We start from the raw sequence: 20,824 nt of genomic DNA, 5'->3' as shown, positions 1-20,824 counted from the left end.
AAATATCAATGGAGAACAACAAGATGGCCACTTCACTCTGGCAGCGTGGTACCCGTGCCCTGCTGACCCTGACCCTGCTGCTGGGTTTGACCGGCTGCGGCATGAACACCATTCCGACCCTGGATGAGCAGGTCAAGGCGAGCTGGGGACAGGTCGAGAACCAGTACCAGCGCAGGGCCGATCTCATTCCCAACCTGGTGGCCACCGTCAAGGGGTACGCCAGCCACGAGCAGGAGACCCTCAAGGCGGTCACCGATGCCCGTGCCCGAGTCGGCAGCGTGCAGATGAGTGACCCCTCCCAGCTCAAGGCGTTCGAGGCGGCGCAGGAGCAGCTCTCCAGCGCCCTCTCCCGGCTGATGGTAGTGGTCGAGCGCTACCCGGATCTGAAGGCCGATCAGCAGTTCCTGACCCTGCAGGCCCAGCTGGAAGGCACCGAGAATCGCATCGCGGTGGCCAGACGGGATTACATCGAGGCAGTACGCCAGTTCAATACCGAGATCCGTACCTTCCCCGGGGTCATCTGGTCCAAGCTGCTTTACTCCGATCTGGAAGCCAAACCCACCTTCAGCGCCAAACCCGGTGCCGATGAGGCGCCCAAGGTCAGCTTCCAATGAACGTGATGAGACACTGGCTGGCGCTCTGTCTGCTGCTCTGTGCCACGGCGCTGCATGCCGCCCCCGATTTCCCGGCCCTGACCGGGCGGGTGGTGGACGAGGCCAATCTGATGTCCCGCAAGCAGGCCCACCAACTCGCACAGCAACTGGCCGTCTTCGAGAAGCGCAGCGGCGTCCAGCTGGTGGTGGTCTCCATCGACACGCTGGCGGGGGATACCATCGAAGAGTACGGCTACCAGCTCGGTCGCCACTGGGGCATCGGCCAAAAAGACAAGAACAACGGCGTTCTGCTGATCATCGCCCAGGACGAGCGCAAGGTGCGCATCGAGGTGGGTTATGGCCTGGAAGGTGCCCTGCCCGACGCCATCGCCGCCAACATCATCCAGACCCGGATCCTGCCCGCCTTCAAGCGCGGTGACATGGTGGCCGGCATCCTCGCCGGCAGCCAGGGCATCATGCAGGCCCTGGCCGGGGAATATCAGCCCGTGGACAACACCAGCAAAGCCGACAAGCAGGGAGGTCCCTGGCTCTTCATCCTGGTGGTGATTGCGATGATCGTGCTGCACAACCTGCGCGGCGGCGGCGGTGGGCCGGGAGGACGTCGCCGGGCCGCCTACATGGCCGGTGGATTCGGTGCCGGCTCTTTTGGCGGCCGCACTGGCGGTGGTGGTGGCGGTTTCAGTGGTGGCGGCGGCAGCTTTGGCGGCGGCGGTGCATCTGGCGGTTGGTAATCAGGGAAAAAGAGACAACAAGATGATTTCGAAACAGTTTTTCCACACCTTGCAGGCCAGGGTTCGACAGGCCGAGCAGGCCACGGATGCCGAACTGGTCACCGTGCTGGCCCCGGCCAGCGATGGCTATCGCTATATTCCGACCCTGTGGGCCGCCCTGCTCGCCATGCTCACCCCCCTGCTGGTCTTCCAGCTCGGCTTCTGGCTTGGCTGGTACGAGATCCTGCTGGTGCAGTGGTCGGTCTGGTTGCTGCTGAGCCTGCTGTTCCACTGGACACCCATCAAGATGCGGCTCATTCCCAACAAGGTACGCCGTCACCGGGCCGCCCTGATGGCCCGCCTGCAGTTTGTCGAGCAGGGACTTCACCGCACCCGGGACCGGCTCGGGGTGCTCATCTTCGTCTCGGTGGCGGAGCACTATGTGGAGATCCTGGTAGACGACGGGATCGCCCAGCACATCGACAACACCCAGTGGCAGCAGATCATCGACGACTTCGTGGTTCGGGTACGCAACAAGGAGGTCGAGCAGGGGTTCCTGGAGTGCGTGGAGCGCACCAGCGCCATTCTGACCGACGCCTTCCCCGCAACCCGGGATCAGAACGAGCTGCCTGACAGCCTGATCATTCTCGACAAGCCTTGAACGGGATTAAAAAACCGGCATTCTGTTCAAGGGATAGGCACTCGATAAAGATTATGAAAAATAAGGGGAAAAGTGGTTGACCCAGGCAGCCCTTTCCCCTAAATTACGCCCCGTTCCAGCGCAACGGCGCAGCGAACACCGTGTTGGCTGAACACGTTAAATCACAGACCAGAATTTGGTGCGGTATCCGAGAGGCTGCCCACCGACGAAGTCGGCAAGATGCACGCGCAGCGTACTCCGAAAGCCACTTCAAGCAGTAAAAATTTGGTGAGGTGTCCGAGTGGCTGAAGGAGCACGCCTGGAAAGTGTGTATACGGCAACGTATCGAGGGTTCGAATCCCTCCCTCACCGCCAAATAAAGTAAAAGGCCCCGTCGCAAGACGGGGCCTTTTACTTTATCCCATGATGGGCGGCTCGGTTCGACCCCTGTCGACAGGTGGGCAGGATAGCCCGACTGGACGGCCAGAGGCCGCCCGCAGGGCGAGCGCCAGGGATGGTGCGAGTCAATCCCGATCCAGCGTACAGATTGAAGAACCGACCTCAGGGTCGGTTTTTTGCTTCAAGGTGTCTGCCAGCCCCCTGGCAGGAGAAACCCGCCATCGGCGGGGGCCAGAAAAAACGGCTTGCCGCGATACCTGGCCAAGTGCCGCCCAGCCAATCCCATCCCTTCCGCCTCGCTGCTCTCTGCTCCCTGCTCTCTGCTCTCTGTCGACAGGGGATATACCCCGAGGGCAGCCAGCCCTCTCTCGTGGACAGCGCATTACGCCAAACAAAGAGAAAGTGACGATACAAATAACCAACATACTCTCACAGATAGCACAGTATATTGTGATATCACTTGGATAACCGCCTCGTCCTGCCATGCCAACACCGTCAACCTGCTCTACAGATCAAGCGGCACAGGCCGATGCCACCGGACACTACCGGGTCTGCGCAACCTCTCGGATATTGCTCACCGATTGGATATCGTTTTGAAAAACTGATAGTTAAATGGCTACACTAGCCTCACACATCGCATAGGGATATGGACAAATGAGTCTTATTGGCTTGCTGCTGGCCCTGGCAGCCATTCTGGGTGGCAACATGATAGAAGGGGGGCACCCCAGCGCCCTGCTCGATCTGCCCGCCTTTCTCATCGTGATCGGCGGTACCGTCGGTGCCGCACTGACCCAGTTTCCCTTCTCCGTGGTTGGTAAAACCCTCAAGCGCTTCAAGTGGCTCATCACTCCCCTGCGCCTCGACATGCTGGAGCAGGCCCAGCTGCTTGAAACCCTGGCGGGCAATGCACGGCGCAGTGGCATGCTGGCACTGGAGGGCATGATCGACGACATCAAGGATCCCTTCCTGCAAAAAGGGGTACAGATGATGGTCGATGGCTACGAGAAGACCAAGATCCACGAGGTACTGGAAAACGAGATCGAGTTCGAGCAGGAAGATATCGAACAGACCGTCAAATTCTACGAGGCCATGGGGGGCTACTGCCCGACCATGGGGATCGTCGGGGCCGTATTTGGCCTCATTCACGCCATGGGCCTGCTGGATGCCCCCGACAAGCTGGGGGGCGCCATCGCGGTGGCCTTTATCGCCACCATCTACGGGGTGTCGGCCGCCAACCTCATCTTCCTGCCCTTCGGCAACCGCTACAAGTCGTTTGCCCACCAGATCCGCCACTACAAGGAGATGACCCTCACCGGCATCCTCTGCATCGTGGACGGCGAGTCACAGCAACGGCTGCAAGTGACCCTTGAGCCTTACCTCGGAGGCCACGGTGGCGAAAAAGAAAAAGGCTGAGGCGCCGGAGAACCACGAACGCTGGCTGGTCTCCTACGCCGACTTCATGACACTGCTGTTCGCCCTGTTCGTGGTGCTCTACTCCTTCGCCATGGCCAAGCAGTCGGAGACTCGCGTGCTCATTCAGGGCTTTATCGAATCTCTTGGCAAGATAGGGCTGGTTTCCCTTCCCGCCGGCTCCCCCGTGATGCAAGGGGGCACAGGCATACTGGAACCCGAGTCCAAGACCACCCCCAATACCTCCCAGAAAGAGCAGGTGCTGGATACCCAGACGCCCGCAGCGGCGGCCGACCCTTTCAACGAGACCATCGGCTCCTCGGAGAAACCTACGGCCACGGAGTCCTGGCCCCACAAGACCAAGGAGCAGGATTGGGTCACAGTCACCAAGCAGAAGCTGGATCAGCAGCTCAAGAGCCAAATCGAGTCCAAGGAGATCGAGGTGGAGCAGCTTGGCAGCCAACTGGTCATCCGCATCGGCGAAAAGACCTTGTTCCCCGCCGACTCCGCCTTCTTGCAGCCCCAGTTCATTCCCCTGGTCAACAAGGTCTCGGACGTGCTGGCGGACATCCCCGGCATGGTGGTGGTCACCGGTCACACCGACAACTCCCAGGCGCCGGTGGAGCTCTATCGCAACAACTGGGAGCTGTCGGTGCTGCGGGCGGCCACCATCACCCACACCCTGCTGACCAACCCCAAGCTGGATTCACGACGGCTGATCGCCCAGGGGGTGGCGGATACCCAACCCCGTTATCCAAACGATACCCCGGCTCACCGCCAGGCCAACCGCCGGGTGGAGATCGTGCTCTCCCAGGGCAAGGCGGCAGAGCAGAGCCTCCCCGTTCTCCACCCCTGAAACAGACCCCGCCATGCGGGGTCTTTTGTTTCCTGCCATCCACCGGATTTTCAAACTATCCGGTTTTTTTCTGCTACATAAAAACGATTGAAAACAATTCTCAAACGAGAAAGTTGACCCCGCTAGCAAAACACAATTTTCATCCCGTTGATTAATAATTAATCCTTTGAAATGACATGTAAATCAGTACGAAAGTGGCATACTACGTAACATCATTGTTAAGTCACATGATTAATTTGGTTAGGGAAAAACCTATATGTTTGCTGATATTGCCGTCCAGCACTGGGCTTTTGCTGTCTATGTCATTGGCGCCATCTGTATCTGCTTGACCATGATAGGCCTGGCGGCCTTGCTGGGGGGACGCGCCTATGGCCGTGCCAAGAACAAACCCTTCGAATCCGGGGTGGATTCCGTCGGCAACGCCCGCCTGCGCTTCTCCGCCAAGTTCTACCTGGTCGCCATGTTCTTCGTCATCTTCGATGTCGAAGCCCTCTATCTCTTTGCCTGGTCCGTCTCCGTTCGGGAGAGCGGCTGGGTCGGCTTCATCGAAGCCACCATCTTCATCACCCTGCTGCTGGTAGGCCTCCTCTACCTGTGGCGCATTGGTGCCCTCGACTGGGCCCCGAAAAAGCGTGTCCTGACTGACAAGAAACCAGACTGAACTACCGATTATCTCTTTGAGGTTGCACCATGAAGTACACCCTGACCCGGATTGACCCGGATGCGCCCGTTGAGCGCTACCCCCAGGAACAGCGCCAGACCGTCGATGATCCACTGGCGCAGCAAGCGACCCGCGGCATCATGATCGGGCGCCTCGAAGAGGTGCTGCAAGACACCGTCAACTGGGGCCGCAAGAACTCCCTCTGGCCCTACAACTTCGGCATCTCCTGCTGCTACGTGGAGATGTGTACCGCCTTCACCTCTCCCCACGACGTGGCTCGCTTCGGTGCTGAGGTCATACGAGCCTCCCCCCGTCAGGCCGACTTCATGGTGATTGCCGGCACCCCCTTCATCAAGATGGCCCCTGTCATCCAGCGGCTCTATGAGCAGTTGCTCGAGCCCAAGTGGGTCATCTCCATGGGGGCCTGCGCCAACTCCGGCGGCATGTATGACATCTACTCCGTGGTACAGGGGGTGGACAAGTTCCTGCCGGTCGATGTCTACATTCCGGGCTGCCCGCCCCGCCCCGAGGCCTTCCTGCAAGCCCTGATGCTGCTGCAGGAGTCCATCGGCAAGGAACGCCGCCCCCTCTCCTGGGTGGTGGGGGATCAGGGGATCTACCGTCCCCAGATGCAATCCGAGAAGGAACGCAAGCGCGGCGAGCGGATCAACGTGACCAACCTGCGCACGCCGGATGAGATCTGATCATGAAACTGACTCGAGAATTCCCAAGCAATTACACCATGGCACAGTGGCAAACCGCCGATCACGCCGATGCCCAGGTGGTCGGCGAGCTGTTCGCCCACTTCGGTGCCGAGCGCTTCACCGTGCAGAGCACCCGTACCGGCGTGCCGGTCATCTGGCTCTCCCGGGATCTGCTGCTGGACGTGATGGGCTTCTTGCAAAAGCTGCCCTCCCCCTTCGTGATGCTGTTCGATCTCAGCGCCACCGACGAACGGATGCGCAGCCATCGCCACGGCCTGCCGGAGAGCGACTTTACCGTCTTCTATCACCTCATCTCCATCGACCGTAACGCCGACGTGATGCTGAAAGTGGCGCTCAAGGAGAGCGATCTCCATCTGCCCACCGTCAGCCGCCACTTCCCCAACGCCAACTGGTACGAGCGGGAAGTGTGGGATCTGATGGGGATCACCTTCGATGGCCACCCCCATCTGACCCGCATCATGATGCCCAAGAGCTGGCAAGGGCACCCCCTGCGCAAGGACTACCCGGCGCGCGCCACCGAGTTTGATCCCTTCATGCTCGATGCGGTCAAGCAGGATCAGGAGCAGGACAACCTGCTGTTCAAGCCGGAAGAGTGGGGCATGGCCCGCGGCAACGAGAACGAGGACTACATGTTCCTGAACCTCGGGCCGAACCACCCCTCCGCCCACGGCGCCTTCCGCCTGGTGCTGCAACTCGACGGGGAAGAGATCCGCGACTGCGTGCCCGACATCGGCTATCACCACCGCGGCGCAGAGAAGATGGGCGAGCGCCAGTCCTGGCACAGCTACATCCCCTACACCGACCGGGTCGAATACCTGGGCGGCGTGATGAACAACCTGCCCTATGTGCTGGCGGTCGAGAAGCTGGCCGGCATCAAGGTGCCGGCGCGGGTCGACATGATCCGGGTGATGATGGCGGAGCTGTTCCGCATCCAGAGCCACCTGCTGTTTCTTGGCACCTACATTCAGGACGTGGGGGCCATGACCCCGGTCTTCTTCACCTTCACGGACCGCCAGAAGATCTACACCATCATCGAGGCCATCACCGGAGCCCGCATGCACCCGGCCTGGTTCCGCATCGGCGGCGTGGCCCACGATCTGCCTGCCGGCTGGACCCGCCTCATCCAGGACAACCTGTTGAGCTGGCTGCCCAAGCGGTTGATGGAGTATGAAAAGGCGGCCATGCGCAACAGCATACTGCGGGGCCGCACCATCGGCGTCGCCGCCTACAACACGGCCCAGGCCCTGGCCTGGGGCACCACGGGGGGCGGTCTGCGGGCCACGGGGCTCAACTTTGACGTGCGCAAATGGCGCCCCTATTCCGGTTACGATCAGTTCGAGTTCGAGGTGCCGGTGGGCAGCAACGGGGACGCCTACGACCGCGCCACCGTGCGCATCGAGGAGATCCGCCAGAGCCTGTCCATTATCGAGCAGTGCATGAAAAACATGCCTGAGGGCCCCTTCAAGGCGGATCACCCGCTCACCACGCCACCGCCCAAAGAGCGCACCCTGCAGGACATCGAAACCCTGATCACCCACTTCCTGCAAGTCTCCTGGGGGCCTGTCATGCCGGCCGCCGAGTCCTTCCAGATGATAGAGGCGACCAAGGGGGTCAACAGCTATTACCTGACCAGCGACGGATCCACCATGAGCTACCGGACCCGGATCCGCACCCCGAGCTTCGCCCACCTGCAGCAGATCCCCTCGGTGATCCGCGGCCAGATGGTGTCGGATCTTATCGTCTACCTGGGCAGTATCGATTTCGTTATGTCAGATGTGGATCGTTGAGTCCTCTCGCCCCGGCAGCCGGGGCGAAGGGCAAGACGCGCAGTAAAGGGACAAGCCACAAAAGGTCAAGTCATGAGCCAATGTCAGTGTCAGTGTCAGTGTCAGAATAACCAGACCCCACAAGGGCAAGGGGCATGCAGCAGCCAGCAGGGAGATTTCGTCCTGAGCCAGGCTGAGCGCGATGCCATCGAACACGAGAAACACCACTACGAAGATCCCCGTGCAGCCAGCATCGAAGCGCTCAAGATAGTGCAACAGGCCCGTGGCTGGGTGCCTGACGGCGCCATTCACGCCATCGGCGCCGAGCTCGGCATCCCCGCCAGCGACGTGGAAGGGGTCGCCACCTTCTACAGCCAGATCTTCCGCCAGCCGGTGGGTCGTCACATCATCCGCGTCTGCGACAGCATGGTCTGCTACATCAACGGCCACGAGCAGTTGCTTGCCGGTCTGAAAGAGGTCGTCAATCTGGCCCCTGGTCAGACCTCCCCGGATGGCCGCTTCACCCTGTTGCCCGTCTGCTGCCTCGGCAACTGCGACAAGGGGCCGGCCATCATGATCGATGACGATACCTATGGCGGACTCGATGCCGTCAGCCTGCTGAAAACCCTGGAGGCTTACCCATGAGCATTCAGCCAGGCAAGACGCTTGCCTCCCTCGGCACCGCCAACCGCATCCCCCGCACCGCCGAGACCCACCCTCTCACCTGGCGCCTGCGGGACGACGGCCAGCCGGTCTGGCTCGAGGAGTATCAGGCAAAACAGGGCTATGAGGCCGCCCGCAAGGCCCTTGGCCAGATGAGCCCGGATGACATCGTCAGCACCGTCAAGGATGCCGGCCTCAAGGGACGCGGCGGCGCCGGTTTCTCCACCGGCGTGAAGTGGGGCCTGATGCCCAAAGACGAGAGCATGAACATCCGTTACCTGCTCTGCAACGCCGACGAGATGGAACCCAATACCTACAAAGACCGCATGCTGATGGAGCAGCTGCCCCACCTGCTGATCGAGGGGATGATCATCAGTGCCCGGGCTCTCAAAGCCTATCGCGGCTACATCTTCCTGCGCGGCGAGTACGTGGATGCCGCCATCCACCTGCGCCGCGCCGTGGAAGAGGCCAAGGCCGCGGGGCTCCTTGGCAAGAACATCCTGGGCTCGGGCTTTGACTTCGAGCTGTTCGTCCACACCGGCGCAGGTCGCTACATCTGCGGCGAAGAGACGGCCCTCATCAACTCCCTGGAAGGACGGCGCGCCAACCCGCGGGCCAAACCCCCCTTCCCCGCCGTCTCCGGCGTCTGGGGCAAGCCGACCTGCGTCAACAACGTCGAAACCCTGTGCAACGTGCCCGCCATCATCGGCAACGGTGTGGCCTGGTATCAGGGGTTGGCACTGCCGGGTTCGGAAGATCACGGCACCAAGCTGATGGGCTTTTCCGGCAAGGTCAACAATCCCGGCCTGTGGGAGCTGCCCTTTGGCATCACCGCCCGCGAGCTGTTCGAAAACTACGCCGGCGGCATGAAGCCCGGCTATCGCCTGAAAACCTGGCAGCCGGGCGGCGCCGGCACCGGCTTCCTGCTGCCCGAGCACCTGGATGCCCAGATGTACGCTGGCGGCATCGGCAAGGTGGGCACCCGCATGGGTACGGGCCTTGCCATGGCGGTGGATGACAGCATCAACATGGTCTCCCTGCTGCGCAACATGGAGGAGTTCTTTGCCCGCGAATCCTGCGGCTGGTGCACCCCCTGCCGCGACGGCCTGCCCTGGAGCGTCAAGATCCTGCGGGCGCTGGAGCGGGGCGAGGGCCAACCCGAGGATCTCGCGACCCTGGAACAGCTCGTCAGTTTCCTGGGCCCGGGCAAGACCTTCTGTGCCCATGCCCCCGGCGCCGTCGAGCCCCTTGGCAGTGCGATGAAGTATTTCCGGTCCGAGTTCGAGGCCGGGGTCAAGGCCCCCCATGACAATCACAAGCTGTTCAAGGGTATCCAGCCCAACCTGCTGGGCGAGCGCTGGTAAGCGCCAGGACGCATCGGGCAATAGCCGATTTCATAAAACAGGTTTCAGGGAAGTTGTATGGCAACCATTCATGTAGACGGTAAAGAGTACGAGGTAGACGGGGCAGACAACCTGCTGCAAGCCTGTCTGTCGCTGGGTCTGGACATCCCCTATTTTTGCTGGCACCCGGCGCTCGGTAGCGTCGGTGCCTGCCGCCAGTGCGCGGTCAAACAGTATCAGAATGCCGACGACAAGCGCGGCCGCCTGGTCATGTCCTGCATGACCCCTTCCACCGATGGCACCTATATCTCCATCGAGGATGAAGAGGCGAAGGAGTTTCGCAAGACGGTGGTGGAGTGGCAGATGACCAACCATCCCCACGACTGCCCGGTGTGTGAAGAGGGTGGCGCCTGCCACCTGCAGGACATGACGGTGATGACGGGCCACAACAGCCGCCGCTACCGTTTCACCAAGCGCACCCACCAGAATCAGGATCTGGGCCCCTTCATCAACCACGAGATGAACCGCTGCATCGCCTGCTACCGCTGCGTGCGCTATTACAAGGATTACGCCGGTGGCGAGGATCTCGGGGTCTATGGCGCCCATGACAACGTCTACTTCGGCCGGGTCGAGGATGGCACTCTGGAGAGCGAATTCTCCGGCAACCTGGTGGAGGTCTGTCCCACCGGCGTCTTCACCGACAAGACCCACTCCGAGCGTTACAACCGCAAGTGGGACATGCAGTTCGCCCCCAGCATCTGCCAGGGGTGCTCGGTCGGCTGCAACATCAGCCCGGGTGAGCGCTACGGCGAGCTGCGCCGCATCGAGAACCGTTTCCACGGTGCCCTGAACCACTATTTCCTCTGCGATCGCGGCCGCTTTGGCTACGGTCACGTCAATCTGACCGACCGCCCGCGCCAGCCCCTGCTGCAGGATGGCAGTGACAAGCTGGCCATCACGGTGGATGGTGCCCTGAACCGGGCCGCGGATGCGCTGCGCACCGCCAGCGGCGTCATCGGCATCGGCTCACCCCGCGCCTCCTTGGAGAGCAACTTCGCCCTGCGCGAACTGGTGGGGGCCGCCAACTTCTACTCCGGGGTCGAGCAGAGCGAATGGAAATGCCTGCAGAAGATGCTGGACATTCTGGAGCACGGCGGCGTGCGCACTCCCAGCCTGCGCGACATGGAAGAAGCCGACGCCGTGCTGGTGCTCGGGGAAGATGTCACCCAGACCGCCGCCCGCATCGCCCTGGCCCTGCGCCAGGCAGTGAAAGGCAAGGGGCGCGAAATTGCTCGCAAGCTGAAGGTGGATCTCTGGCAGGTCGCTGCCGTGCAGACCCTGGCCCAGAACCAGCGCTACCCCTTGCTCATCACCAGTCTGGATGCCACCCGCCTGGATGACGTGGCGAGCAGCACCCTGCACGCCCCCCACGCGGATCAGGCGCGCCTCGGGTTTGCCATCGCCCACCTGCTGGACGCCAGTGCACCGGCGCCAACGGATCTCTCCCCCGAACAGCGGGCCCTCGCCGCCCAATGGGCCGACCTGCTTGGCAACGCCAAAAAGCCCCTCATCATCGCAGGCAATGGTGCCCGCAACGAGGCGCTGATCGATGCGGCCAGCAACATCGCCCGCGCCCTCAAGGGCCGTGGCCAGGCCGCGGAGCTTGCCCTGGTGGCTCAGGAAGCCAACAGCCTGGGGCTGGCCATGCTGGCCCGGCATGCCGCCCCGCTGGAGGCAGCCCTCGAGCGCATGGAAGGGGAAGAGAGACTTGCCCTGGTCGTTCTTGAGAACGACCTCTACCGCCGAGCCCCCCGCAGCCGGGTGGACGCCGCCCTGGATCGCCTGCAACACCTGCTGGTCATCGACCATCAGGAGACGGCCACCGCGAAGAAGGCGGATCTGGTGCTGCCTGCCGCCAGTTTTGCCGAAGGCGATGGCACCCTGGTCAACATGGAAGGCCGTGCCCAGCGCTTCTTCCAGGTCTATGCTCCCGCCTTCTACAACGCCGATATCCAGGTGCGCGAGAGCTGGCGCTGGCTGGATGCCTTGCAAGGGAGCCAGCAACCGCGTTCGGTTCGCTGGAACACCTTCGACGATGTGAGTCGCGATTGCGCCGCCAGCGCCCCGCTGCTCACCACCATGGGTGAAGCTGCACCCAACGCCGGCCTGCGCATTCGCGGCATGAAGCTCGCCCGGGAGCCGCACCGCTACAGTGGTCGCACCTCCATGCTGGCAAACCAGAACGTGAGCGAGCCCAGAGTCGCCCAGGATCCCGATTCGCCGTTCGCCTTCTCCATGGAAGGCTACGCTGGTTCCCGCCAGCCCCTCTCCCAGGTACCGTTTGCCTGGGCGCCGGGCTGGAACTCCCCCTCCGCCTGGAACAAGTTCCAGGACGAGGTGGGCGGCAACCTGCGTGCCGGGGATCCCGGTCGCCGCCTGCTGGAGCCGGGCGAAGGCAACCTGGGGTGGTTTGGCACCATCCCGGCCCCCTTCCAGCCCGCCGCATCCCTGCAGGTGGTGAGCTATGACCAGCTGTTCGGTGGCGAGGAGCTCTCCGCCAGAAGCCCGGTCATCCAGGCTCGCATGGGGGAACCCCCCCTGGTACTGAACCCGGCGGATGCCGCGCGCCTGGCACTATCCCCTGACGCACTGGTGGCCTTCTCCTGGGGTGGCAACCACTGGCGCCTGCGTCTTCGCCTGAGCGATGCGCTGGCTCCGGGCCTGGCAGGGTTGCCACTCGGGGTGAACGGCCTGCCGACCGCCCTGCACCATGCCCTGATCGATAACCTGCAGGAGGTCATCGCATGAGCGACTCTCTGATGGATCTGCTGATCGAGGTCGGCAAGGCCCTGGTCGTACTCGTGGGGATCGTGGGGGCTGGCGCCTTCATGAGCTTCATCGAGCGCCGCCTGCTGGCACTGTGGCAGGACCGTTACGGCCCCAACCGGGTTGGCCCCTTCGGCCTGCTGCAACTGGCGGCCGACATGGTCAAGATGTTCTTCAAGGAGGACTGGATCCCGCCCTTTGCGGATCGCCGGATCTTCGTGCTGGCCCCCATCATCGCCTTCACCGCCTTCATCCTGGCGTTTGCGGTGGTGCCCATCACCCCCACCTGGGGCGTGGCGGATCTCAACGTGGGGCTGCTCTATATCCTGGCGATCGCCGGGCTGGCGGTCTATGCCGTGCTGTTCGCCGGCTGGTCGAGCAACAACAAATACTCCCTGCTCGGCAGCCTGCGCGCCTCGGCCCAGACCCTCTCCTACGAGGTGTTCCTTGGCCTCTCGCTCATGGGCATCGTCATCCAGACCGGCAGCTTCAACCTGCGTGACATCGTCGAGGCCCAGGCCGGCATGTGGAACGTGATCCCCCAGATCCTGGGCTTCGTCACCTTCCTGTTTGCCGGGGTCGCCGTCACCCACCGCCACCCGTTTGACCAGCCGGAGGCCGAGCAGGAGCTCGCCGACGGCTATCACATCGAGTACGCGGGCATGAAGTGGGGTCTCTTCTTCGTGGGGGAGTACATCGGCATCGTGCTGATCTCTTCGCTCATCGTGACCCTCTTCTTCGGTGGCTGGCACGGCCCCTGGCTGCCGCCCTTCATCTGGTTCGCCCTGAAGACCGCCTGTTTCATGGTGTTCTTCATCCTGCTGCGGGCCTCCCTGCCCCGCCCGCGCTTCGACCAGGTGATGTCCTTTGGCTGGAAAGTGTGCCTGCCCCTGACCCTGCTCAACATGCTGGTCACCGCTGCCGTGGTGCTGATGAATGCGTGAGCAAAACGAGATGGACATGACGATGATTCGGCCGTCTGCGGCAAGGAAACGCCCAGACGCCAGTGCTGATAAATGTGCAGTGAGGCACCTATGAAAATTACGAGCATTATCAAGGGTGTTGGCACCCAGTTGCGCAGTCTTGGGATGGTCTTCTCCCATGCCTGGCGCCCCCGTGAAACCCTGAGCTACCCGGAGCAGCCGGTCTACGCCGCCCCCCGCTTTCGCGGTCGCATCGTACTGACCCGGGATCCCGATGGCGACGAACGCTGCGTGGCGTGCAACCTGTGTGCTGTTGCCTGCCCGGTCGGTTGCATCTCTTTGCAGAAGTCGGAGCGGGAAGATGGCCGCTGGTACCCGGAGTTCTTTCGCATCAACTTCTCCCGTTGCATCTTCTGCGGCCTGTGCGAGGAGGCCTGCCCCACCACCGCCATCCAGCTGACGCCGGATTTCGAGATGGGGGAGTATCGTCGCCAGGATCTGGTGTACGAGAAGGAAGATCTGCTGATAAGCGGCCCCGGCAAATATCCGGACTACAACTTCTACCGCATGAGCGGGATGGCCATCGACGGCAAACCCAAAGGGGATGCCGAGAACGAAGCCAAGCCCATCGATGTCAAGAGCCTGCTGCCCTAGGAGTCAATCATGGAACTGGCATTCTATGCCGCGGCCCTGGTCGCCGTTTACAGCACGCTGCGGGTGATCAGCACCAGCAACCCCATGCATGCGCTGCTCAATCTCATCATCTCCCTCATCGCCGTGGCCATGATCTTCTTCTGCCTGGGCGCCGCCTTTGCGGGGGCCCTGCAGGTGATCGTCTACGCCGGCGCCATCATGGTGCTGTTCGTGTTCGTGGTGATGATGCTGAACCTGGGGAGCGCCCAGGATCAGGAGAAGAAGTGGCTCACCCCCATGACCTGGGGTGGCCCGGCCCTGCTCTCCCTCATTTTGCTGGGCTTTCTGGCCCACGGCATTCTCGGCGTGACCGGCGGTGAACTGGGTCTGACCGAGGTCAGCGCCAAGGAAGTCGGTATCGCCCTGTTCGGCCCCTATGTGCTGGCGGTGGAGCTCGCCTCCATCCTGCTGCTGGCGGGTCTGGTCACCGCCTATCACCTGGGCCGCGAGGACAAGAGCGGGGAAGTGCTCTCCGTACCTCGCACCACACAGGAAGGAGGTCAGCAATGAGCGACATCCCCGTGGTGATGCATGGCTCGCTGCCGGCAGCCCGCCCCCTTTCCATCCAGCAAGCACAAGGAGCATGGCGATGAGTGGAATTCCCATGGAGCACGGCCTCCTGCTGGCGGCCATTTTGTTTGCCATCGGCCTGTGCGGCCTGCTGATACGCCGCAACCTGTTGTTTATCCTCATGAGTATCGAAATCATGATGAACGCGTCCGCCCTGGCATTCGTGGTGGCGGGTAGCCGCTGGGCCCAGGCCGACGGCCAGATCATGTACATACTGGTGATTTCTCTGGCGGCAGCGGAGGCCAGTATCGGCCTCGCCCTGTTACTGCTGCTCTATCGTCGTTACCACACCCTGAACGTGGACACTGTGAGCGAGATGCGCGGATGAGCCTCCTATATCTGACTTTCCTGTTCCCGCTGCTGGGATGGCTGCTGCTGGCCTTCTCCCTCGGCCGCCTCGGCGAGCGCACCTCGGCGCTCATCGGTGTCGGCAGCATCGGTCTCTCGGCCCTCACTACCCTGTGGGTCGGCATCGATTTCCTCAATACCATGCCGGAAGGCGGCGTCTATACCCAGACCCTGTGGCAGTGGATGACGGTGGGCGAGTTCCAGCCCGCCTTCCGTCTCTCCCTGGACGGGCTGTCACTGACCATGCTGGGGGTCGTGACCGGAGTGGGCTTCTTCATCCACCTGTTCGCCTCCTGGTACATGCGCGGGGAAGAGGGGTATTCACGCTTCTTCACCTACACCAACCTCTTCATCGCCAGCATGCTGTTCCTGGTGCTGGCCGATGACCTGCTGTTCGTCTATCTGGGCTGGGAAGGAGTGGGGCTGTGCAGCTACCTGCTGATCGGCTTCTACTACAAGGATCGCAACAACGGCGCCGCCGCCCTCAAGGCGTTCGTGGTGACCCGGGTCGGCGACGTCTTCCTCGCCATCGGGCTCTTCGTGCTCTATCGCGAGCTCGGCACCCTCAACATTCACGAGCTGCTGGTGCGAGCCCCTGCGATGTTTGCCGACGGCTCCCCTGCCCTGTCGTTCGCCTGCCTGATGCTGCTCGGCGGCGCGGTCGGCAAGTCAGCTCAGCTACCGCTGCAGACCTGGCTGGCGGACGCCATGGCGGGTCCCACCCCGGTCTCGGCGCTGATCCACGCGGCCACCATGGTGACTGCCGGCGTCTACCTGATAGCCCGCACCCACGGCCTGTTCCTGCTGGCCCCCGAGATCCTCCATCTGGTGGCGCTGGTCGGTGCCATCACCCTGGTGCTGGCGGGCTTTGCGGCCCTGGTGCAGACCGACATCAAGCGGATCCTGGCTTACTCCACCATGAGCCAGATAGGCTACATGTTCCTGGCCCTGGGGGTCGGTGCCTGGGAAGGGGCCATCTTCCACCTGATGACCCACGCCTTCTTCAAGGCGCTCTTGTTCCTCTCTGCCGGGGCCGTGATCAATGCGACCCACCACGAACAGAACATCTTCAAGATGGGGGGGCTGCGCAAATCGCTGCCACTGGTCTATGCCTGCTTCCTGGTGGGGGGCTCGGCCCTGGCCGCGCTGCCACTGGTGACCGCCGGTTTCTACAGTAAGGACGCCATCCTCTGGCAGGTGCAGGCCAGCGGCCAGAGCGCCCTGCTGTGGGCCGGTCTGGGTGGTGCCTTCCTCACCTCCCTCTACACCTTCCGCCTCATCTTCATCGCCTTCCACGGCAAGGAGCAGACCCAGGCTCACGCCGGACAGGGCCTTGCCCACCATTTGCCACTGCTGGTGCTGCTGGTGCTCTCCACCGGAGTCGGCGCCCTCATCGTGCCACCGCTCGCCGGAGTACTGCCGGCAGGCCCCGGGGATCACATCGAAGAGGGACGCCATGGCCTCGAGATCCTCTCCGGCGTCATCGCCGTGGCAGGCATTGCGCTGGCCGCCTTCCTCTTCCTCGGCGAACGTCGCCTGACGAAGGGGATCGCACAGAGTGCACCGGGGCGGGCTCTGTCCACCCTCTGGTTCAATGCCTGGGGCTTTGACTGGCTTTATGACCTGATTTGGGTCAAGCCCTACCTGCTGGCGACTCGCCTGCTCGGCAAGGATCCGCTGGACAGGATGATGAACCTGCCCGCCGTGCTGGCCCAGGGGGGGCATCAGCTGCTGGCCTGGACCGTCTCCGGCAAGTTGCGCTGGTACGCAGCCTCCATGGGGATGGGCGCCGCCCTGATCCTGGCCCTGCTGCTGCTCGGCTGATCCATGAGCCCAATATTGTGTGGCAGGCTCAGCGCCTGCCCGACTAGAACCTAGATGAGAGCTGATATCGTGACCTTACTCTGGATCTTGCTAATTCCCTTCATCGGCGGCTTGCTCTGCTGGCAGATGGAGCGGCTCGGCGGACAGTTTGTCCGCTGGGTGGCCCTCGCCTCCATGAGCGCCTGTCTGGTGCTCTCCAGCGCCATCTGGCTCGGTGGTGACTTCCCCCTCGCCAGCCCCGGCCTCCCCGTCTGGGCAGCCGAGTGGCAACAACCCTGGATCCCCCGCTTCGGCATCTCCCTGCACCTCGCCGTGGACGGGCTGTCGCTCCTGATGGTGATCCTCACCAGCTTCATCGGCGTGCTGGCCATCCTCTGTTCCTGGAAGGAGATCGTCCAGCGCATCGGCTTCTTCCACCTCAACCTGCTGTGGATCCTGGGGGGCGTGCTCGGCGTCTTCATGGCGGTGGATCTGTTCCTCTTCTTCTTCTTCTGGGAGATGATGCTGGTGCCGATGTACTTCCTGATCGCGCTCTGGGGCCACTCGGTCACCGATGGCAAGTCGCGCATCAACGCCGCCACCAAGTTCTTCATCTACACCCAGGCGAGTGGCCTCATTATGCTGGTGGCCATCCTGGGCCTGGTACTGACCCACCACGCCGCCACCGGTGTCTTCACCTTCAACTATCAGGAACTGCTCAACACCCCCATGAGCAGCACGGTACAGTGGCTGCTGATGCTGGGCTTCTTCATCGCCTTCGCGGTCAAGATGCCCCTGGTGCCGCTCCATGGCTGGCTCCCTGATGCCCACAGCCAGGCGCCCACCGCAGGCTCCGTGGACTTGGCGGGCATCTTGCTGAAAACCGCGGCCTACGGCCTGCTGCGCTTCACTCTGCCGCTTTTCCCCGAGGCGTCCGCCGAGTTTGCCCCCTACGCCATGGTGCTCGGCCTCATCGGCATCGTCTATGGCGCCCTGCTGGCCTTTGCCCAGACCGACATCAAGCGGCTGGTTGCCTACACCAGCATCTCCCACATGGGCTTCGTGATGATCGCCATTTACTCCGGCAGCGAGCTCGCCCTGCAAGGGGCAGTGGTACAGATGATTGCCCACGGGCTCTCGGCCGCCGGCCTCTTCATCCTGTGCGGCCAGCTCTACGAGCGCCTGCACACCCGGGATCTGCGCCAGATGGGCGGTCTCTGGGGACGGCTGCGCTACCTGCCCGGCGTGATGCTGTTCTTCTCCGTTGCCTCCCTTGGGATGCCGGGGACCGGCAACTTCGTCGGCGAGTTCCTGATCCTCATCGGCAGCTTCCAGGTGGCCCCCGTCATCACCGTCATCGCCACCTTCGGGCTGGTGCTGGCCTCGGTCTACTCCCTCATCATGCTGCAACGGGCCTGCTTCGGGACGCCCCGGGAGGAGAGCATGCTCAAGGGGCTGGATACCCGGGAACTGACCATGATGCTGACCATCGCCGGCCTCTTGGTGCTGCTCGGTCTCTATCCCCAGCCGGTGCTCGACACCGCCAGCAGCAGCCTCCTGAGCGTGCTGCACTGGTACGCGCTGCCGGGCACGGGGGCGCTGCAATGATGCTTTCTCTTTCGCCTTCCTTGTCCATGTCGGGAGCACTGTCATGACGTTTACTGTTTCTCAACTGCTGGCCCTGCTGCCCCTGTTGCTGACCACGGGGGCCATGGTGGCCCTGATGCTGGCCATCGCCTGGAAGCGCTGTGACGACACCGCCTTCGTGGTCACCATCATCGGCCTCAACCTCGCGCTCTTCTCTCTGCCCATCGTGATGGCCCAGGGGGATCAGGGGGTCACTCCCCTGCTGCAAGTGGACGCTTACGCGGTCTTCTACATGGGGCTGGTGCTCATCGGGGCCCTGGCCACCTGCACCTTCGGTCGCACCTGGCTCAAGGGCTATCCGGACAACCGGGAAGAGTTCTACCTGCTGCTGCTCATCGCCACCGCCGGTGGTCTGGTGCTGGCAGCCTCCCGTCACCTCGCCTCGCTCTTCATCGGGATAGAGATGCTGACCCTGCCCATGTTCGGTCTGGTGGGGTATGCCTATCGCGAGCGGCGCTCGCTGGAAGCCAGCATCAAGTACATGTTGCTCTCCGCCAGTGCCACCGCCTTCCTGCTGTTCGGCATGGCACTGCTCTACGCCCAGGCCGGAAGCCTGAGCTTCAGCGATCTCGGTGTGACCCTGGCCCAGAGCCCGGCTCACCATCCGCTGCTGATGGGGGGCTTTGGCCTGATGCTGGTCGGCTTTGCGTTCAAGTTGTCCCTCGCCCCCTTCCACCTCTGGACCCCGGACGTCTATGAAGGGGCGCCGGCACCGGTGGCCACCTTCCTCGCCACCGTGAGCAAGATAGCGGTGTTCTGCGTGCTGCTGCGCTTCTACCTGGCAGTACCCGCCACCTCGGATCCCATGATCCACTGGCTGCTGGCGGCCATGGCGGTCGTCTCCATCGTGGTCGGCAACCTCCTGGCGCTGATCCAGACCAACATCAAGCGGATGATGGGTTACTCCTCCATCTCCCACTTCGGCTATCTGCTGGCGGTGGTGGTGGCAAGCCGCCTCGGCGAGATGCCGGTGGAAGCGGCGGGTGTCTACCTGCTGATGTACCTGTTCACCAGCCTGGGGGCCTTCGGCGTCATCAGCATGATGTCCAGCCCCTACCGTGGCAAGGATGCGGACTCCCTGCACAGCTATCGCGGCCTGTTCTGGAAGCGCCCCTATCTGACGGCCGTGATGACGGTGATGATGCTCTCCCTGGCGGGCATCCCCATGACGCTCGGCTTCATCGGCAAGTTCTATCTCATCGGCGTCACCGTGGATGCCAAGCTGTGGTGGCTCAGTGGCGCCATCGTGCTCGGCAGCGCCCTGGGTCTCTACTACTACCTGCGCGTCATGGTCACCCTCTACCTGCGCGAGCCCGGCATGCAGCTGCGCGATGCCAGGGCCGACTGGGCCTTCTCCTCCGGGGGCCTGGTGGTGCTGCTCTCCGCCATCCTGGTGGTATTGCTCGGCATCTACCCCCAGCCTGTCATCAGCCTGGTGCAGGGCTTCCAGCACGTGGTGCTGCGTTAAGCCCCTGGCACACAACAAAACCGGCCCCTGAGGCCGGTTTTTTTATCTCCCGGGGTGCCGCTCCTTGTGGCATTCCGGTTCAGGATACCAACCCCCTCCCCTCTCTACGCTGCTCTAACCGCTGCGTATCTGCAACCGGCCATCGACTCACAGGATTGAAGAACGCCTCAGAACGCCTCACTCGCCCTATGAAAAGACCGGCCACTGGGGCCTAAGCTGGTCAATCAAGGGGACTCACGTGGCACAGGTGCTAAATAGGTTGCACCCTCCCCTTGTTCACTCCATGGGCATGAAGTGGCAATACAGGGTGACAACCCCTGTTTTGTGGAGCAGGAAGAGCATCTGCTCGGGAGGAGTGAGGCCAGAGAGTGAACCAAGCTGAACGGCATGGCTGGCGTGAAGGGGGGGCAAGAGCCTGAGCAATAAATATAAAAACCCGACACCCAAGCAACGGGGACGGGTTTTTATTTCTTCGAGAACGTCTTTTTTAATTAATAGTTGAAATCAGCGCAACTGCCACGGATCGTTTCTTTGGCAGACTCAACCGCTTCACGCGCCTGTACCACCTCGGCTGTTTTTTTGGGGCAACTGGCTTCCAGCAAGTTTGCATAGAACTCATAAAGTTTCGCCGCTGCTTTTGCATTGTCACAAATCCCTCGCCCCTCGTTGATAGTGGCAGAGTGCTTGGGAAAGTGCGAACAAGTATCCCACGAACAAAAAATGAAAATTTTAGTCATTTAATATCAATGGGTTACCATT

19 protein-coding genes and 1 tRNA gene are annotated in these 20,824 nt (G+C 62.4%); 19 read left to right on the top strand and 1 reads right to left on the bottom strand.

The genetic code is table 11. The annotated features are described in order from the left end of the window. The first annotated feature begins 8 nt into the window (after window positions 1-8). From PG879_RS16215 to nuoN, 19 genes are all read left to right on the top strand, one after another. On the top strand, window positions 9-614 hold the full coding sequence (locus PG879_RS16215; RefSeq protein ID WP_270830416.1) for a LemA family protein: 606 nt from the start codon (window positions 9-11) through the stop codon (window positions 612-614). Beyond that, window positions 611-1,345 (top strand): TPM domain-containing protein, encoded by a 735-nt coding sequence (locus PG879_RS16210; protein WP_270830415.1) that lies wholly within the window; start codon window positions 611-613, stop codon window positions 1,343-1,345. The genes PG879_RS16215 and PG879_RS16210 overlap by 4 nt, the downstream gene beginning before the upstream one ends. 22 nt (window positions 1,346-1,367) lie before the next feature. After that, window positions 1,368-1,985 (top strand): TPM domain-containing protein, encoded by a 618-nt coding sequence (locus PG879_RS16205; RefSeq protein WP_010675024.1) that lies wholly within the window; start codon window positions 1,368-1,370, stop codon window positions 1,983-1,985. Window positions 1,986-2,251: 266 nt separating this feature from the next. Next, window positions 2,252-2,339, top strand: a tRNA-Ser gene (locus PG879_RS16200). A gap of 678 nt (window positions 2,340-3,017) precedes the next feature. Continuing rightward, on the top strand, window positions 3,018-3,776 hold the full coding sequence (locus PG879_RS16195; protein WP_029314677.1) for a flagellar motor protein: 759 nt from the start codon (window positions 3,018-3,020) through the stop codon (window positions 3,774-3,776). Then, window positions 3,754-4,629 (top strand): flagellar motor protein MotB, encoded by an 876-nt coding sequence (locus PG879_RS16190; RefSeq protein WP_257707295.1) that lies wholly within the window; start codon window positions 3,754-3,756, stop codon window positions 4,627-4,629. Before PG879_RS16195 ends, PG879_RS16190 begins: the two co-directional genes overlap by 23 nt. Before the next feature lie 256 nt (window positions 4,630-4,885). Next, window positions 4,886-5,290, top strand: a complete 405-nt coding sequence (locus tag PG879_RS16185) for an NADH-quinone oxidoreductase subunit A (RefSeq protein WP_039038710.1) — start codon at window positions 4,886-4,888, stop codon at window positions 5,288-5,290. Window positions 5,291-5,319: 29 nt separating this feature from the next. Beyond that, a complete protein-coding gene (locus PG879_RS16180; RefSeq protein ID WP_010675028.1) occupies window positions 5,320-5,994 on the top strand; it encodes a NuoB/complex I 20 kDa subunit family protein in 675 nt (224 codons plus the stop codon). Window positions 5,995-5,996: 2 nt separating this feature from the next. After that, window positions 5,997-7,802, top strand: coding sequence for an NADH-quinone oxidoreductase subunit C/D (gene nuoC / locus PG879_RS16175; RefSeq protein ID WP_041211563.1), 1,806 nt, complete (start codon window positions 5,997-5,999; stop codon window positions 7,800-7,802). Window positions 7,803-7,874: 72 nt separating this feature from the next. Then, window positions 7,875-8,426 carry an NADH-quinone oxidoreductase subunit NuoE gene (nuoE, locus tag PG879_RS16170; RefSeq protein WP_270830414.1) on the top strand — a complete coding sequence of 184 codons (552 nt, stop codon included), beginning with the start codon at window positions 7,875-7,877 and terminating at the stop codon, window positions 8,424-8,426. After that, window positions 8,423-9,808 carry an NADH-quinone oxidoreductase subunit NuoF gene (gene nuoF / locus PG879_RS16165; protein WP_042016644.1) on the top strand — a complete coding sequence of 462 codons (1,386 nt, stop codon included), beginning with the start codon at window positions 8,423-8,425 and terminating at the stop codon, window positions 9,806-9,808. Before nuoE ends, nuoF begins: the two co-directional genes overlap by 4 nt. Window positions 9,809-9,865: 57 nt before the next feature. Further along, complete coding sequence (gene nuoG / locus PG879_RS16160; RefSeq protein WP_270830413.1) at window positions 9,866-12,595, top strand: NADH-quinone oxidoreductase subunit NuoG; 2,730 nt, start codon at window positions 9,866-9,868, stop codon at window positions 12,593-12,595. Further along, a complete protein-coding gene (nuoH, locus tag PG879_RS16155) occupies window positions 12,592-13,557 on the top strand; it encodes an NADH-quinone oxidoreductase subunit NuoH (RefSeq protein ID WP_010675033.1) in 966 nt (321 codons plus the stop codon). Before nuoG ends, nuoH begins: the two co-directional genes overlap by 4 nt. Window positions 13,558-13,647: 90 nt before the next feature. Continuing rightward, window positions 13,648-14,190: an NADH-quinone oxidoreductase subunit NuoI gene (nuoI, locus tag PG879_RS16150; RefSeq protein ID WP_010675034.1), complete on the top strand. Its 543-nt coding sequence runs from the start codon at window positions 13,648-13,650 to the stop codon at window positions 14,188-14,190. Between the two features lie 9 nt (window positions 14,191-14,199). Further along, window positions 14,200-14,739, top strand: coding sequence for an NADH-quinone oxidoreductase subunit J (nuoJ, locus tag PG879_RS16145; protein WP_010675035.1), 540 nt, complete (start codon window positions 14,200-14,202; stop codon window positions 14,737-14,739). 79 nt (window positions 14,740-14,818) lie between these two features. Further along, window positions 14,819-15,127, top strand: coding sequence for an NADH-quinone oxidoreductase subunit NuoK (nuoK, locus tag PG879_RS16140; RefSeq protein WP_010675036.1), 309 nt, complete (start codon window positions 14,819-14,821; stop codon window positions 15,125-15,127). After that, window positions 15,124-16,971 carry an NADH-quinone oxidoreductase subunit L gene (nuoL, locus tag PG879_RS16135; RefSeq protein ID WP_270830412.1) on the top strand — a complete coding sequence of 616 codons (1,848 nt, stop codon included), beginning with the start codon at window positions 15,124-15,126 and terminating at the stop codon, window positions 16,969-16,971. The genes nuoK and nuoL overlap by 4 nt, the downstream gene beginning before the upstream one ends. A 69-nt stretch (window positions 16,972-17,040) precedes the next feature. Then, window positions 17,041-18,558, top strand: coding sequence for an NADH-quinone oxidoreductase subunit M (gene nuoM / locus PG879_RS16130; RefSeq protein WP_270830428.1), 1,518 nt, complete (start codon window positions 17,041-17,043; stop codon window positions 18,556-18,558). A gap of 43 nt (window positions 18,559-18,601) precedes the next feature. After that, window positions 18,602-20,065, top strand: coding sequence for an NADH-quinone oxidoreductase subunit NuoN (nuoN, locus tag PG879_RS16125; RefSeq protein ID WP_270830411.1), 1,464 nt, complete (start codon window positions 18,602-18,604; stop codon window positions 20,063-20,065). 491 nt (window positions 20,066-20,556) lie between these two features. Here nuoN and PG879_RS16120 read toward each other — a convergent pair whose 3' ends face one another. Then, window positions 20,557-20,802 carry a hypothetical protein gene (locus PG879_RS16120; RefSeq protein WP_270830410.1) on the bottom strand — a complete coding sequence of 82 codons (246 nt, stop codon included), beginning with the start codon at window positions 20,800-20,802 and terminating at the stop codon, window positions 20,557-20,559. Between the last annotated feature and the right edge of the window lie 22 nt (window positions 20,803-20,824).

The sequence above is a fragment of the Aeromonas sp. QDB63 genome, assembly GCF_027707425.1.
GTDB classification, from domain to species: domain Bacteria; phylum Pseudomonadota; class Gammaproteobacteria; order Enterobacterales; family Aeromonadaceae; genus Aeromonas; species Aeromonas caviae.
The sequence above is the reverse complement of the archived record's forward strand: the minus strand, read 5'-3'. Positions and strand labels throughout refer to the sequence as shown.